This is a genomic window from Caulobacter sp. GW821-FHT11E11, from assembly GCF_058808315.1.
Map to the genome: position 1 here is coordinate 312023 of NZ_JBXARO010000004.1, position 16334 is coordinate 328356.

Sequence of the window (16334 nt, forward strand, 5' to 3'; positions counted from 1 at the left end):
CCGGTCCACGAATGGACCGGCTATCAAGTGGCTTCACAGGGGAGGAAGATTAGAAGGTGGCGCGCGCCGTCAAGGTGAGGGTGCGGCCGTCGTAGTCGACCCAACGCGAGACCTGGTAGTCGTTCTCGTATTCGAAGCGGACCGCGTCGGTGAGGTTGTAGACGTCCAGCGACAGGGTGACGGCGTCGTTGACGTTGTAGGACGCCGACATGTCCAGCTGGCCGCGCGGCTTCACGGAACGAGACCCGCCGCTGTAGGTGCCGTTGGCGTTCAGCCCGTAGTCGGAGCGGTAGTTGTAGACCATCCGCACGCCGTACTTGGGCGTCTCGTAGTAGCCGATCAGGTTGACGTTGTGCTTGGAGATGCCCGGGAACGGCGCGATCGAGGGGCTCTTGGACGTCGTGTAGGCGTAGTTGAAGCTGCCGCCGAAGTTCTTCCAGAAGCCCGGCAGGAAATCGAGGTTCTGCTGGATGTTGAACTCGACGCCCTCGACCGTGGTCGGCTTGTCGAGGTTGTAGGCGCCGCTGGCGTTGACGTGCACCGTCTTGGTGACGCTGCCCAGGCTGGTGGCGTTGCAGTAGGTCCCATCCCACGACAGGGCGCCGAAGCCCCAGGTCGAGCCGTCCGACGGACAGATGATCGACGGATCGGTGGTCGTGGCGATGCGGCCGGTGATGTTCTTGCGGAAATAGGCCAGCGAGACCAGGCCGTTGGGACGGTTGTACCACTCCAGCGACAGGTCGAAGGACTCGGCCAGATAGGGCTTGAGCTTGTTGTTCCCGATGGCGACCGAGACATCGTAGACGCTGGTCGTGCCCGAGCTCAGGCTGTTGTTGAGGATCTGGGTCGGGCTGATCTTGGTCGACGGCGAATACTGGCGCGGGTGCGGACGGACATAGGTCTTGTAGTAGGCGCCGCGCAGAATGAGGGTGTCGGTGACGTCGGCCACGAAGATCGCCGACGGCAGGAAGTAGTGGTACTTGTTGACGTATTCGTCGGTCTTGAACGCCGTCGACGAGCCGATTGAGTCGGTCGGCGGGGTCGTGCGATCCAGCGTCGTGATGGTGTTCTTGGTGTCTTCGTAGCGGCCGCCGAAGTTGCCGCGCACGCCGTGGCCCAGGATCTCGGTGTCGTACTTCGCCTGGATATAGAACTGATTGATGTCGTTCTCGTTGGTGAAGTTCTTGTCGTAGTAGCTGCTGTCGGCGTACTGGATGTTGAAGCCCTGGGTCGACAGGCCGCCGCTCTGATAGGCCGTGACCGGACGGACCGCGTTCAGGAACTGACGGATGTTCAGGACCTGCCAGTTGCGATTGTAGTCGCCGCCCGCGCCGCCCATGAAGTCGTCGACGAAAGGCGCCGTGACCATCATGTCGGACTTGATGTTCTGCAGCTGCGCGCCGTAGGCGTAGACCCGGTAGCCGGTCGACACGTACTTCTCGCGCTCCAGGCGCACGCCGCCCTGGATGCTCTTGACCGGGCCGAACTTGACGAAGCGCTCGACGTCGAAGGCGGCGCTATTCAGCTCGTTCTTGGCGAAGCTCTCGGTGCCCTGGATTTGGATCTGGTTCGTCGAGTTGGCGCGCGTGCCGTTGTTGTAGAACGCCGTCGGATCGCCCGAGCCGCCCCAGGTCCAGGCCTGGCCCGTGGTGATCGTGTTCTGCGGCGTCGGCGTCGTCACGTAGTGGAAGGCGCCGATGTCCGAGAGGCCGGTGGTCAGCGAGCCGGAGACGCCGTTGCCGCCCGCGCGGGTGTAGTTGGCGACGTCGACCTCGGTTTCCACCGAGGCGTTCGAGCCCGACGACAGGGTCAGGGCCGCGGCGATGCGCCAGTCGTCGTTGCTCCAGTCGATATTGCCCAGCACGCCGTCCGACTTCTGGTGCTGCGAGTACAGGCGCGTCGACGAGAGCGCGTTCATGTTGGCGAACGAATAGCTCTGGTACAGGTAGCGGCCGTCATTGGTCTGGACCGGCGAGCCCGTCGGCGTGATCACCGTGCCCGCGCCGGCGACGGCCGACGGCGTGACGGTGTTGATCAGGAAGTACTGGACGGTGTCGGGCAGGTTGCGGTCGGTCGAGAAGCCGATCAGGCCGATCTTGGTGTTGTCGTTCGGCTTCCATTCGACACCGGCCGAGCCCGACCAGACCTTGCCCACGTTCATGCGGGTGTACTGACGGATCTGGCTGTTGGCCCAGACGCCGTTCTTGCTGGTCGAGCCGGTGTTGCTGGTGACGAAGGCCTGGGCGGCGGTGTCGCTGATGCCCAGGGCGTTGCCCAGCGAGCGGCAGTACGAGGTCGCGCTGGTCGGGCAGGCGCTGGCCGAGAAGTACTGGCCGTAGGTCGCGTTGAACTGGGTCGGCGTCAGGCCCGTCATCGCCGACGTCAGGTAGTCGTAGCTGTTCAGACGGATCGTATCGCGGCGGAAGTTTTCCTTCTTGTAGGCGAGCGTGCCGAACACCGCGAGGTCGTCCGTGAGGTGCTTGTTGTAGCCGATGGTGCCGGCCGGCGCGCCCAGGTCGCCCAGGGTGTTGTACTCGTAGGACGCCTTCACGAAGCCGCCGTCCTTGCGCGACAGCGCCGGGGCGATCTGCAGGTCGACATTGCCCGACAGTCCGCCCGAGGTGGTGTTGGCCATCGGCGACTTGGCGATCACGAACGCCGAGAAGATGTCGGAATTGAACGCGCCCAGCGGCGAGCCCTGGTTGTCGCGCAGCAGCGCGGGGCCGGCGAACGACTGGCCGTTCAGCGTGGTGCGAGCGTACTCGCCCGGCATGCCGCGCAGATTGATGGTGGCGTCGCGGCCCTCGGCCTCGCGGTTGATCTGCACGCCCGGGATGCGCTGCAGCGCCTCACCCACGTTCAGGTCCGGAAAGCGGCCCAGGCCGTCCGACGAGATGCCGTCGGTGATTTCGATGGCTGCCTTCTTGGACCGGACCGCATTGGCGTAGCTCTGCTTGAAACCCGTCACGATGACGGCGTCCAGCGTGTCGTTGGACGCCGCGGCGGCCTCCTGCGCGACGGCGAAGCCCGGCAGCCCCCCCATGACGGTGGCCGACAGCAGCGCGACTTTCAGGACGCGCGCGGGGCTGATCTTGCTCACGATATTCCCTCCTCCTTGATGTCTTTTTTGGCCGCCTTGGATGGCGACTTATTGGCCTGACCTCTTCAGCCGTATCAGGTCAGGACAGTCACTTCAATTTGTCGGACGAATAAGATTGACGACAACGTTGTCGTGCTGCCAATATGCAACACGCCAATCAATCCATTGTTTTATAACGGATTATTTCATAAAAATGCTTTGGTTGGCATATTATTTCGCAACTTTACGTTAGAAAATAAATTTCGATCACGCAAAGTGGTCAGGCCAAACAATCGTTTGGATTCCAGCTTTGCCATTCCCGCTAGCGCGGCGGCGGCGCCGCTTCGGGCCAGGCGAGTGAAAACGAATGCACGGGGTCGGGCCAAAGAGCCCGCCGAGTCAGGGAGTGAGCGGATGCGTCGGGGTTTGTTGGTGGGCGTGGCGTGGCTGGGGATGGCCTCACTGGGCGTGACAGGGGCCGCCCAGGCCGAAGAGGTTCAGGTCCAGCCGGTGCAGGTCGACGCCGCGCGGCCCGACTGGGAGAACCCGGCGGTCTATGCGCGCGGCAAGCTGCCGGCCTCGGCGACGCACTTCCCGTTCGAGAGCCGCGCGGCGGCCCTGGCCGGCGACCCGGCGCGGTCGGATCGCTACCAGTCTCTGGACGGTCAGTGGTCGTTCCAGTTCTCGCCGTCGTCGGACGCGACGCCTGAAGGCTTCGAGAAGCCCGGCTATGACGTCAGCGGCTGGAAGACCATCAAGGTCCCGGCCATGTGGCAGGCCGAGGGCTACGACCAGGCGCGCTACAACAACATCACCTATCCGTTCCCGGCCAACCGCCCGCTGATCCCGCACGCGACCAATCCGGTGGGCTCATACCGACGAACCTTCGAGATCCCGGCGGGCTGGTCGGGCCAGGACGTCATCCTGCACATCGGCGCGGCCGGCTCGGCCTATCGCGTGTGGGTCAACGGCCAGGAAGCCGGCTATTCGGAAGACTCCAAGCTGCCCAGCGAGTTCGACGTCACCAAGCTGCTGACGCCAAGTCAGGCCAACATCGTCGCCATCCAGATCCACCGCTGGTCCGACGGCTCCTACCTGGAGGACCAGGACTTCTGGCGCGTCTCGGGCATCGAGCGCTCGGTCTATCTGAAGGCCGCGCCCAAGACGCGGCTGACCGACCTGTTCGTCCATGCCGGCCTCGACAAGGCCTATCGCGATGGCGTGCTATCGACGGATGTGGCGCTGACCCGGCGCGACCAGCCGGTCACGGTCCGCATGACCCTGCTGGACGACGACAAGACGGTCCTGACCCAGGAGACCAAGGTCGCGGCCGGCGCGGCCAGGACCCAGACTCTGTCCGCCCCCGTGCCCGGCGTCCGCCACTGGACCGCCGAGACGCCCAACCTCTACACCCTGCTGGTCGAGGTGCTGGACGCCAGGGGCGGCGTCATCCAGGCCACGCCGCAGCGCATCGGCTTCCGCACCGTCGAGATCAGGGACGGCCGGGTGATGGTCAATGGCCGCCCGATCGTCATCCGCGGCGTCAATCGCCACGAACATGATCCCGAGACCTTCCACGTGATGTCGGAAGCCTCGATGCGCCGCGACATCGAGCTGATGAAGCGCAACAACTTCAACGCCGTGCGCACCTCGCACTATCCCAATGCCGAGCTGTGGTACGCCCTGGCCGACGAGTACGGCCTGTACGTCATGGACGAGGCCGACATCGAGAGCCACGCCTATATGGGCTGGGGCAACGCCGATCCCGCCCAGCGCGACAAGCGCCAGATCGGCTTCGACCCGGCCTGGGAAGGCGCCCATGTCAGCCGCGTCCTGAACATGGTCGAGCGCGACAAGAACCACCCCTCGGTGATCTTCTGGTCGCTGGGCAACGAGGCCGGCATCGGCCAGAACTTCGAGAAGGCCGCGGCCGCCGCCCGCCAGCGCGATCCGGGCCGGCTGATCTCGTACCTGGGCTGGGGCGCGGTGGCCTGGGAGCACAAGCCGAACACCTATGTCGACATCTACGCCCCGATGTACGACGACGTGACCAAGATGGTTGATTGGGCGCTGGACCCGACCCGCACCCAGCCGATGATCCAGTGCGAGTACGCCCACATGCAGGGCAACTCGGGCGGCAATCTCAAGGACTATTGGGACACCATCTACAAGTACGACAAGCTGCAGGGCGGTTTCATCTGGGACTGGGTCGACCAGACCATGTACCGCTATACGAAGGACGGTCGCCGCTACTGGGGCGACGGCGGCGAGTACGGGCCCAATCCCGGCGGCGACATCGAGTTCGGCGACGGCCTGATCCAGTCGGACCGCACGGCCAATCCCCAGGTCTACGAGGCCCAGAAGGTGCTCTCGCCGATCCAGTTCGAGGGCTTCGACGAGGCCGGCGGCAAGGTCACCGTCATCAACCGCCACGACTTCCGCGACCTGTCGGGCTTTGCCTTCGACTGGGTGCTGGAGGAGGACGGCGTCGCCATCGCCTCGGGCGCCCTGCCCGATCTGGCCACGGCGGCGCGCGGGCGCCAGGCGATCGCCCTGCCCCTGCCCAGCGCACGCAAGCCGGGCGCGGAGTACTTCGTCACCCTCCGCGCCAAGGCCAAGGCCGGCGCGGTCCCGCTGACGCCGGAAGGCTATGTCGTCGGCTGGGAGCAGTTCGCCCTGAAGTCCTCGGCGCAGGCGCAAACGACCCGCGCTGGCGCCGTGACCGCCACCGACGGCAAGGACGCCGTCACCCTGGCGGCCGCCGGGGCGGTGCTGAAGATCGACCGCGCCACCGGCCTGGTCGACAGCTACGCCAAGGACGGCGTCGTGCTGGCGCGCGGCGGCCAGCCCAACTTCATGCGGGCCGAGACCGACAACGATCTGGGCACCGGCCTCTCGAGCCTGCAGCGCCCCTGGCAGCAGATGACCCGGCAGCGCCAGACGCGCTCGATCAGCGTCGACACAAAGGCCGGCCGCATTGTCGTCGAGCATGCCCTGGGCGCGGGCGCGGCGCGCTTCGTGACCACCTATGTGATGGCCGGCGACGGCACGGTGGCGGTGACCGGCGACCTGACACCACTGAAGGACGATCTGCCGCCGCCGGTGCGGGTGGGCCTGTGGTTCACCGTCCCCTCGGCCCTGAAGACCGTCGAATGGTACGGCCGCGGTCCGCACGAGACCTATGTCGACCGCTATACCTCGGCCCCGATCGGCCTGTGGCGCGGGGCGGTGGCGGCGCAGGATCACGACTACATCCGGCCCCAGGACACCGGCAACAAGATCGACGTGCGCTGGATGGAGCTGTCCGGGGCCGGTCGCGGCGTGCGGGTCACCGGCGAAAAGCCGCTGATGATGGCCGCCCTGGCCTTCCCCTACGAGGACCTCTATCGCCGCCCGCCCGGAACCAGGAAGTCCACCGACATCATCCCGCATGGCGACGGGACCCTGCTGGTCGACGCCGTGCAGTGGGGCGTCGGCGGCGACACCACCTGGAACGGCTTTGGCCTGCCGCACATGAAGTACCGCCCCAAGCTGGAGCCGACCCGCGTCAGCTTCCGCCTCGAACCGTTCGCCGGCGACGGCACGACGCCCGACAAGGCCCGCCCCGCCCAAGCCACGCCGCCGCAATAGGAGCCGCCATGAAGTCCCTTCCCCTCCTGCTCGCGGCCTTGATCGCAGGTCCCGCCTTGGCCGGCGAGCCGATCAGCCAGCGCTTCAACGCCGACCCGTCGCCGCATGCCTTCAACGGCGGCTACTACCTCTACGCCACCGACGACGCCTCGAACTCGGGCAAGTACTGGGACTCGACCACTTGGCGGCTCTACACCTCCAAGGACTTGAAGACCTGGACGGATGGCGGCGCGTTCCTGGGCGTGACGGTGTTCAAGTGGGCCAAGCCCGACGCCAAGGCCTGGGCGCCCGAGGCGGCCTACCGGAACGGCAAGTACTATTTCTACGCCCCGGTCGGCGGCGACAAGATCGGGGTGGCGGTGGCCGACAAGCCCGAGGGCCCATTCACCGACGCCATCGGCGCGCCCCTGGTCGACAAGGCCCGTGACGCCAATGCCGGGGCCGAGCCGATCGATCCGCAGGTGCTGATCGACGACGACGGCCAGGCCTACATGGTCTTTGGCACCCGCGTGCCCAAGATCGTCAAGCTGGGCGCGGACATGAAGAGCCTGGCCGGCCCCATCCAGGACATCGCCGTCACCGGCTTCCCGGCCGCTGACCCGAAGAAGAAGTACGGAGAGGCTCCGTTTCTGCACAAGCGAGACGGCCTCTACTATTTCAGCTTCTCGACCGGCTGGCCGGGCCAGATCGTCTACGCAACGGCCAAGAGCCCCATGGGCCCTTACGCCTATCGCGGCGTGATCCTCGACTATCTGAAGATCTCGACCAACCACCAGGCGATCCTGCGGGTCAGGGGCAAGACCTGGTTCTTCTACCACGACACCCTGCTGCCCGGCGGCGGCGACCATCGCCGCTCGATCGCCATCGAACCCCTGGCCTACGGGCTGGACGGGTCGATCCTCGAGATCAAGCCGACGAAGTAGGTCTTACTCCGCGCCGCCATCCTGCGCGGCGCGGAGCTTTTTGTTCAGGGCCACGCTGGCGTCCATGCGGGCCAGCTGCTCGGGCGTCGCCGCCGTCTGGTGGTTGGCCTTCCACTCGGACATCGGCATGCCGTAGACCGCCTCGCGCCCGGCTTCCTTGGTCAGAGCGCCGTCCGAGGCCTCGCTGACCCAGTCGCCCAGGCAGTTGCGACAAAAGCCGGCCAGGCCCATCAGGTCGACGTTCTGGGCGTCGGTCCGCATCCGCAGGTGCTCGACCAGACGGCGGAAGGCCGCCGCGGCGATACGGTCGTCGATGTCGGTCATGGGCGTCCTGCGGGATTCGAAGAGCGCCGAATGTGGGCGCATGCGCCGGCCGCAGCAACGCCCCCGCCTGTCGGCTTGCGCACTTAACGGTCTTTTCAGCCAAGCGTGAGCCTATGCTGGTCCGGAAGTCGCAGGCGCCTTATGTCGCAGCCAGAATTTGAACCCGATCCTCGCGCGTCTTCCGAGTCGACCTGCGCCTACGGTTATCTGAACATTCTCGAGGCCAACCAGGACAGCGCCTGGATCCTGCGCACCGACGGCGTCGTCGAGCACGCCAACCAGAATGCCCTGACCCTGTTCGGCGAGCCCTCCGGAGTCGCCGCCGACTGGCGCGCTTTGTGGCCCGAGGAAAGCCGCTTCTCGCTGGACCGCTCGTTCAACCTGGCCGCCGACGGCACGGTCGCCCGCTTCCGCGCCTTCCTGGGCGGGGCGTCCAAGGCCCGGGTCTATTGCGACACCACCATCGCCCCGGTCCGTGACCCGCAAGGGCACATCGTCCGCCTGCTGGCCACCGCCCGCAACGTGACCGAAGAGGTGGAAACCCAGGGTTTCCTGCGCACCGTGCTGCAGCTCCTGCCGCTGCCGCTGACGGTCAAAAACGTCGAGGACCGCCGCTACGTCCTGATCAACCGCGCCGCCGAGGACGCCCTGAACCTGGTCGCCGACGAGTCGATCGGCAAGACCATCGACCAGGTGCTGACCCCCGAACGCGCCGCCCGCGCCCGCGCCGTCGAGGCCGAGGTCCTGCGCAGCGGCGAGATGCAGGTGCTGGACGAGACGCTGCAGGTCGGCGACGAGACCCGTCACCTGGTGATCAAGACCCTGGCCACCTATGACGATGTCGGCGCGCGCCACCTGATCACCCTGGGCGAGGACATCACCGCCCGGAAGGCCGCGACCGACGCCCTGGGCGCGGCCCTGGAACAGGCCGAACAGGCCAGCCAGGCCAAGAGCGCCTTCCTGGCCAATATGAGCCACGAGATCCGCACCCCGCTGAACGGCATCCTCGCCGGGGCGGACCTGCTGTCGAAGACCTGCACGGATCCCCGCGCGCGCGAGCTGGTCGACATCATCTCGGCCTCGGGCCGCAGCCTGGAACGCCTGCTGTCGGACGTGCTGGACCTGGTCCGCATCGAGGCCGGCCAGATGATGATCGAAGACGCGCCGTTCGCGCTAGGCGACATGGCCCGCTCGGTGGCGGCGCTGTGCGCCCTGCGCGCCGACGAAAAGGGCGTGCGCATGAGCGTCGCGGTCGAGGTCGGCGCCGACCGGGCCGTCACCGGCGACAGCGCCCGCCTGCGTCAGGTGCTAACCAACCTGCTCAGCAACGCCGTCAAGTTCACCGACCGGGGCGAGGTCTCTCTAGCCGTGACCCTGGACGATCAGGGCCGCACCCGCTTCACGGTCACCGACACCGGCATCGGCTTCGACGAAACCACCAAGGCCCGAATCTGCGAGCGCTTCCAGCAGGCCGACGCCTCGTTCACCCGGCGCTTTGGCGGCACGGGCCTGGGCCTGGCCATCTCGCGCGAGCTGATCGAACTGATGGGCGGCGCGCTCGACTGCGACAGCACCCCCGAGGTCGGTTCGTCCTTCTGGTTCGCCCTGCCCCTGGCGGCGTGCGAGCAGACCACGCCCCAGAGCGACGACGCCGTAGAGGCCCCGTCCGGCGCGCCGCGCGTGCTGGTCGCCGACGACCACCCGACCAACCGCAAGGTCGTCGAGCTGATGCTGGCCGACGTCGCCGACATCGTCTCGGTCGAGAACGGCCTCGAGGCGGTCGAGATGTACGGCCTGTCTCCGCCCGATCTCGTCCTGATGGACATGCAGATGCCGGTCATGGACGGCCTGGAAGCGGTCCGCCGGATCCGCGCGCTCGAGATTTCGATGGGGGCGCCACGCGCGCCGATCATCATGCTGACGGCCAATGCCCGGCCCGAACATGTCCGCGCCAGCCGCGAGGCCGGGGCCGATGTCCACCTGCAGAAGCCGATCACCACCGCGGCGCTCTTCGCCGCCATCGGCGAGGCCATGGACGCGCGCGCCGACAATGATCAGGACACGGCGATCAGCGCCTGAACTGCTGAAATTTTCCGCTGATCTTTACCCCACCTTCGCACATCGACGCGATACTGGGGGCTGAGAAAAACAGCCGGCGAATTCATGGGCTTGTCAGCAGAAGCGACGGTCTCGCAGACCACGACCTCGTCCAGCGAGGGCGCACGGATCAGTCAGCGTCTGGAGTCCGCCCGTCAGGTGGTCGAAAGCCGTTTCCTGGAAGCCGGTGACGTCCTGTCGCGCGCGGTCGACGGCGTCAGCGCCCTGATCACCGGCCTGGACAGCATGCGCGGCAATCTGGACGCCGAGACGGTGTCGAGCACCACCGCCGACCTGGCCCGCGCCGCCGAGTCCCTGAAGTCCCTGCCCGACAGCCTGGGCGCCCGCCGCGAGCGGGTCAGCGAACTGGTCAAGTTCGGCGACCGCCTGGGCGCGTGCATCGAGGAGATGCGCCAGCACCTGGCCTATCTCCGGGTCTTCGCCATCAACATCAAGATCACCTCGGGCGGCATCGCCGCCGCCGGGCCGGAGTTCGCGATCTTCGCCCAGGAGATCTACGACTGCATCGACCTGGGTCGCACCCAGCTGGACGCCTTCGCCGGCGAGCTGGCTGGCCTCGACCACACCCTGCGCGGGGCCCTGTTGCATGAGCAGGATCTGGCGCGCGACTGCGTGGCCCTGCTGCCCGCCGTGCCGGACGCCCTGACCGCCAGCGCCGGCGCCATCGCCGACCACCACGCCAAGATCGCCCAGGTCGCCACCAGCGTCGCGGCCCTGGCCCGCGACGTCCAGAAGAAGGTCGGCTCGGGTCTCGCGGCCCTGCAGATCGGCGACATCACCCGCCAGCGGATCGAGCACGTCCAGGCGGGCCTCAAGTTCCTCGACGAGTCGCGCGAGATCGCCGCTCTGGACGCCGAGCCCCGCGCCCGCGCGCACGCCTTCGTCCATCGCCTGCTGGGCGCCCAGACGAGCGCGACGGCCGAAGACTTCCACCGCGACGTCTCGCGCATCGGCCAGAACATCATCGGCATGGCCGCCGACGCCACCGAGCTGCTGCGCCTGCGCGACCTGGCCTCGGGCCAGACCGCGAACACCGCCGGCGGCGCCGAGACCAACTTCCTGCGCAACCTGGAAGGCAATGTCGGCCAGGCCCTGGAACTGGTCGGCGACATGACCGCCGGCGAACAGGCCGCCGAAAACGTCAGCCGCTCGGCCGCCGTCTCGGCCCGCGAGCTGACCGAACGCATCGCCGGCATCCAGAACATCCGCGCCGACGTGCAGATGATGGCGCTGAACACCACGCTGAAGTGCAGCCGCATCGGCGAGACCGGCAAGCCGCTGGGCGTCATCGCCATCGAACTGCGCCAGCACGCCATCCACCTGGAGAAGTCGGCCGGCCACACGACCAGCGCCCTCGAAGGCCTGTTCAACGCCGCCGAGGCCCTGGGCCAGCGCGAAGCCGCCAAGGATGGCGAGGACGGCAAGGCCGCCGCGGCCGCCAACGTGCTGAGCGACGCGGTCGCCCGCATCGGCAAGGCCGGCGACGGCGTCGACACCGCCCTTAACGCCGTGGCCCGCCAAGGCGCCGAGGTCGTCGACATGCTGCGCCGCGCGTCCCAGCGCTTCGACTTCCACAAGCAGATTGGCTCGGTGCTGGACGCCGCCGCCAACCAGCTGCTGGACCTGGCCGGCGACGACGAGATCTACACCGCCGACATCGCCGCCGCCCTGCGTCCGCTGAGCGACAAGCTGGCCAAGCAGTACACCATGGCCCAGGAGCGCGAGGTCCACCGCGCGCTGACCGAGGGTCTGGGCGAGGCGCCGGTCGAGGTCGAGGTGGCGGAAGCGGTCGAGGACGACGACCTACTGTTCTAAATCCTGCCCTTCTCCCCTTGCGGGAGACGGTGTCGCCAAAGGCGACGGATGAGGGGTCGCACAAACAGAAACGCCGCAACTAGCCGATGGGCGGTCGCGGCGTTTTCTGTCTTCAACCCCTCACCCGACCCGCTTCGCGGGCCACCCTCTCCCACAAGGGGAGAGGGATGTGCGGCGCGGCCCTACCGGTTCGCCGCCCGCAGCATCTCGACTGTCAGGTTGTGCAGCGGAACCACCCGATCGACACACCCCAGCGCGATGGCTTCCTTCGGCATGCCGAACACCACCGAGGTCGCCTCGTCCTGGGCGAGCGTGAACGCCCCGGCCGCCTTCATCTCGGACATGCCGCGCGCGCCGTCGTCGCCCATGCCGGTCATGATCACGCCCACGGCGTTGGAGCCGGCCGAGCGGGTGGCCGAGCGGAACAGCACGTCGACCGACGGCCGGTGGCGCGAGACCAGCGGGCCGTCCTTGACCGTGACGTAGTAGCGGGCGCCGCTGCGCTCCAGCAGCGTGTGCTTGTTGCCCGGCGCGATCAGCACCCGGCCGCGACGCACGGTGTCGCCGTCCTCGGCTTCCTTCACCTCGACCGCGCACAGGCTGTCGAGGCGCTTGGCGAACGAAGCGGTGAACTTCTCGGGCATGTGCTGGACGATGACGATGCCCGGCGAGTCCGGCGGCAGGGCTTCCAGCAGCACGCGCAGCGCCTCGGTCCCGCCCGTCGAGGCGCCGATGCAGATGATCGATTCCGTCGTGCGGGCCATGGCTTTGACGGCGCCCCCTTTAGAAATTGGGAGCGGCGGCAGCATGGCGTCGGCGGTCAGCTTCTTCTGCGGCTCGTGGTCCGGGCGCGCGATCTGCGGGATCACCCGCTTGGAGCCGGCGATCTTGGCCCCGGCCGCGGCCTTCACCGCGTCGCAGATGCGGATCTTGGATTCCAGCAGGTGGTCGGCCACGCCCATCTTGGGCTTGAGGATGATATCCATCGCCCCGGCCTCGAGGGCCTGCAGCAGGGTCTCCGACCCCGCCTCGGTCAGGGACGAGCACATCACCACCGGGATCGGCCGCTGGGCCATCAGCTTGCGCAGGAAGGTGATGCCGTCCATGCGCGGCATCTCGACGTCCAGGGTGATGACGTCGGGGATTTCCTCGGCGATGCGCTTGGCCGCGACGAACGGATCCGACGCCACGCCCAGCACCTCGATCTGCGGATCCTCCGACAGGATCGAGGCCAGGGTCTGCCGCACGGTGGCGGAATCGTCGATGATCAGAACTCGGATCTTCCGGGCCACGACCATGCTGACTCCTACCGCTTCTGGAACACGGTGTTGGCGATCTGGACGACCGGCAGGTCGATGCCGACGATCGATTCAGAGTGCCCCAGGAACAGATACCCGCCAGGGGCCAGATGGTTGCACAGGCGCTTGAGCACCTTGGCCTGGGTCGGCTTGTCGAAATAGATCAGGATGTTGCGGCAGAAGACGATGTCGAGGTCGGTCTCGATCGGATAGGCGTCGTCCATCAGGTTCAGGCGCGCGAACGACAGCTTGCTGCGCAGGTCGGCGCGGATGCGCACCTCGTTGCGCGAGGCGTCGCGGTTGCGCATCAGGTAGCGCTGGCGGCGGACGTTCGAGACCGGCTCGATCATCTGTTCCGAGAAACGGCCGGCGATGGCCTGGTCCAGCACCTCGGTGCAGATGTCGGTGCACAGGATCGAGTAGTCGACGCCACGCTGCTTCTCGCAGAACTCGTCCATGACCATGGCGATCGTGTAGGGCTCGGCGCCCGTCGAGCAGGCCGAGCTCCAGATCTTGATCTCGCGCTTGCCCTTCGCCGCCAGGGCGGGAAGACCCTTGGCGATCAGGAAGTCGAAGTGGGCCGGCTCGCGGAAGAACTCGGTCTTGTTGGTCGTCACCGCGTCGATCAGGTGGATCGTCTCGGAGGCCAGGCCGTCCTCCTCGAACAGGAAGCGGCAGTACTCGTTGACGTCGCCGATCCGGGTGGCGCGCATGCGGCGGCGCAGGCGGCCTTCCAGCATGGTGCGCTTGTTGGCCGGCATCTTGATGCCGCTGTAGTCCTGGATGAACGTCGCCAGGCGCTGGAAATTGCGCGCGCTGAGCTGTTCGATTTCGGTCGCCTGAAGTGCGGCGGCGGATTGTCTCGACACGGGTTTCTCCGTTCGCGGCGTCTACGCGCCGTCCTTTACGAGCGGCCCCTTCTGGGCCGCCGGGACTGGCGTCAGGCCGCCTGGCTGAGGGCGGCGGCGTCCTGGGTGGTCAGCAGGCGGGCGAGGTCGAAGATGACCACGAAGCCCCCATTCCCAGAGGAAGAGTCGCGCCGCACCACGCCCTGGATGTATTCCGAGCGCCACGGCACGCCGATGTCCGGCGCAGCCTCGATCTGGCCTTCCGAAAAGGCCACGACCTCGATGACGCGGTCGGCGATCAGGCCCAGCGACAGCACCCGGTCCTCCAGCTGCACGTCCAGCACCAGGATGCGGGTCGCGCCGTTGGGCGGGACGGGCGGCAGGCCCAGCTTCATGCGCAGGTCGATGGTCGGGGTGCCCCGGCCGCGCACATCGGTCAGGCCCATCAGGTAGCTGGGCCCTTCCGGGATCGCGAACGGCGCCTGATAGTCCAGGATCTCGCGCACGTGCGAGACCGACACCGCGAAGACCTCGGCGCCGAGGCCCAGGGTGACGAACTGGTGGTCGGAAGCGCCAGCCATTAGGCGTACTCGCGGAAGTCGGCGTCGTCGGCGTCCGGGCCGCCGTTGGTCAGGTCCAGAGCGAAGCCCGTGGCGCGGGCCTGCTGGGCGGCGACCGTGTTGCGGGTCGGCGCGGCGGGCTTGCGGGCGGTCGGCGCGGCCGGACGCTTGGCCGCCGGGCGGGCGGCCGGGCGACGTGGCGCGGCATGGCCGTTGGCGCTGGTGCGGAAGTAGGCGATCGAGGTCTGCAGCTCTTCGGCCTGGGCGGCCAACTCTTCCGAGGTCGCCGACATCTGCTCCGAAGCCGAAGCGTTCTGTTGGGTGACCTTGTCCAGCTGCTGGATGGCTTCGTTGATCTGCGAGGCGCCGATGTCCTGCTCGCGGCAGGCGGCGCTGATCTCCGAGACCAGCTCGGCGGTCTTGCGGATGTTGGGCACCAGGGTGGTCAGCATCTCGCCGGCCGACTGGGCGGCCTTGACGGTATCCGACGACACGGCGCTGATCTCGGCGGCGGCGGTCTGCGAGCGCTCGGCCAGCTTGCGCACTTCCGAAGCGACGACGGCGAAGCCACGGCCGTGCTCACCGGCCCGGGCAGCCTCGACGGCGGCGTTCAGGGCCAGCAGATCGGTCTGGCGCGCGATCTCCTGCACGATGCCGATCTTCTCGGCGATCGTCTGCATGGCGTCGACGGCCTTGTTCACGGCCTGGCCCGAGGCCTCGGCGTCCTGGGCCGACTGGCGAGCGATCTTCTCGGTCTGGGCGGCGTTGTCGGCGTTCTGCTTGATGTTGGCGGCCATCTCTTCCATCGAGGCCGAGGCCTCTTCGGCCGACGAGGCCTGCTCGGTGGCGCCTTGGCTCACCTGCTCCGAGGCGGCCGAGAGTTCCTGGCTGCCGGCCGAGACGTTTTCCGAGGCCGAGATGGCGTCGGAGACCACGCCGCGCAGGCGCTCGATCATGACGTTCACATGGCCCAGCAGGTCGGCGATCTCGTCCTTGGTGGTGATGTCGATGGTCTTGGTCAGGTCGCCCTCGGCCACGGCGCGGACGGCGTCCGAAGCGCGGTTCAGGCCCTTGCTGACCATGGTCGAGATGTAGACGGCCGCAGCGGCGGCGATCAGCAGCGAGACGACGGCCAGGGCGATCAGGCTGGTGCGGACCTTCTCGAAGTCGACATCGGCCTTATCGGTGGCGGCGTTCAGCTGGGCTTGCGACAGCTCGACCAGCTCCTGCACCTGGGCGGCGGCTTCGGTGACGGCCTTGCGGCCTTCGCCCATCGATACGGCCGTGGCGGCCTCGTCGTTATTGCTCAGGGCCAGGCCGTAGACCGTGTCATGCGCGGCGACCAGGCGCTCGAACGCGTCGCCCAGCGACTGCCACTTGGGCTTGCCTTCGGCGGTGGCCAGGCCCTCGGCCTTGGCCAGCAGGGTCTCGAACGACTTCTTTTCCTTGTCGACCGAAGCCTCGAGGGCCTTCACCTCCTCGGCAGTGTCGACCAGGACCATGTTCTTTTCGAACCGGACCACGTTCAGCAGGTGGATGTTCAGCTGCTGGGCGGCCTGCAGGCGCACCGCCGGACCGTCGACCATCGCGTTCATGTCGCGATTGGTCGAGGAGAGGCTGTTCACGCCAAACAGGGTGGCGGTGATCAGAAGGGCGATGATCAGGCCGAAGGCCAGACCAAGCTGAAGTTTAATCGTAAAGCGCATGGTCTGGATCCTTCGGCGTGAGCGGGTCGAGGG

At 67.4% G+C, this 16334-nt stretch carries 10 protein-coding genes; 4 read left to right on the forward strand and 6 right to left on the reverse strand.

Annotated elements, in window-relative coordinates:
* Positions 1–49: 49 nt before the first annotated feature.
* Complete coding sequence (locus AC1RR5_RS11665; protein ID WP_492922097.1) at positions 50–3043, reverse strand: TonB-dependent receptor; 2994 nt, start codon at positions 3041–3043, stop codon at positions 50–52.
* A 450-nt stretch (positions 3044–3493) separates the two neighbouring features.
* On the opposite strand from AC1RR5_RS11665, the gene AC1RR5_RS11670 reads away from it, so the two are divergent.
* Entirely contained in the window at positions 3494–6709 is a 3216-nt protein-coding gene (locus AC1RR5_RS11670) for a glycoside hydrolase family 2 TIM barrel-domain containing protein (RefSeq protein ID WP_492921717.1), read from the forward strand.
* An 8-nt stretch (positions 6710–6717) separates the two neighbouring features.
* Positions 6718–7632 (forward strand): family 43 glycosylhydrolase, encoded by a 915-nt coding sequence (locus tag AC1RR5_RS11675; RefSeq protein ID WP_492921719.1) that lies wholly within the window; start codon positions 6718–6720, stop codon positions 7630–7632.
* 3 nt (positions 7633–7635) lie between these two features.
* Here AC1RR5_RS11675 and AC1RR5_RS11680 read toward each other — a convergent pair whose 3' ends face one another.
* Entirely contained in the window at positions 7636–7956 is a 321-nt protein-coding gene (locus tag AC1RR5_RS11680; protein WP_492921720.1) for a DUF1244 domain-containing protein, read from the reverse strand.
* Between the two features lie 141 nt (positions 7957–8097).
* On the opposite strand from AC1RR5_RS11680, the gene AC1RR5_RS11685 reads away from it, so the two are divergent.
* Positions 8098–10035 carry a hybrid sensor histidine kinase/response regulator gene (locus AC1RR5_RS11685; protein ID WP_492921722.1) on the forward strand — a complete coding sequence of 646 codons (1938 nt, stop codon included), beginning with the start codon at positions 8098–8100 and terminating at the stop codon, positions 10033–10035.
* 84 nt (positions 10036–10119) lie between these two features.
* Positions 10120–11889 (forward strand): hypothetical protein, encoded by a 1770-nt coding sequence (locus tag AC1RR5_RS11690; RefSeq protein WP_492921724.1) that lies wholly within the window; start codon positions 10120–10122, stop codon positions 11887–11889.
* 182 nt (positions 11890–12071) lie between these two features.
* Here AC1RR5_RS11690 and AC1RR5_RS11695 read toward each other — a convergent pair whose 3' ends face one another.
* From AC1RR5_RS11695 to AC1RR5_RS11710, 4 genes are all read right to left on the reverse strand, one after another.
* Positions 12072–13187 carry a protein-glutamate methylesterase/protein-glutamine glutaminase gene (locus AC1RR5_RS11695; RefSeq protein WP_492921725.1) on the reverse strand — a complete coding sequence of 372 codons (1116 nt, stop codon included), beginning with the start codon at positions 13185–13187 and terminating at the stop codon, positions 12072–12074.
* A gap of 8 nt (positions 13188–13195) precedes the next feature.
* Positions 13196–14056 (reverse strand): CheR family methyltransferase, encoded by an 861-nt coding sequence (locus AC1RR5_RS11700; protein WP_492921727.1) that lies wholly within the window; start codon positions 14054–14056, stop codon positions 13196–13198.
* Between the two features lie 71 nt (positions 14057–14127).
* Positions 14128–14616 (reverse strand): chemotaxis protein CheW, encoded by a 489-nt coding sequence (locus AC1RR5_RS11705; protein ID WP_492921729.1) that lies wholly within the window; start codon positions 14614–14616, stop codon positions 14128–14130.
* Entirely contained in the window at positions 14616–16301 is a 1686-nt protein-coding gene (locus AC1RR5_RS11710; RefSeq protein ID WP_492921731.1) for a methyl-accepting chemotaxis protein, read from the reverse strand. The genes AC1RR5_RS11705 and AC1RR5_RS11710 overlap by 1 nt, the downstream gene beginning before the upstream one ends.
* Between the last annotated feature and the right edge of the window lie 33 nt (positions 16302–16334).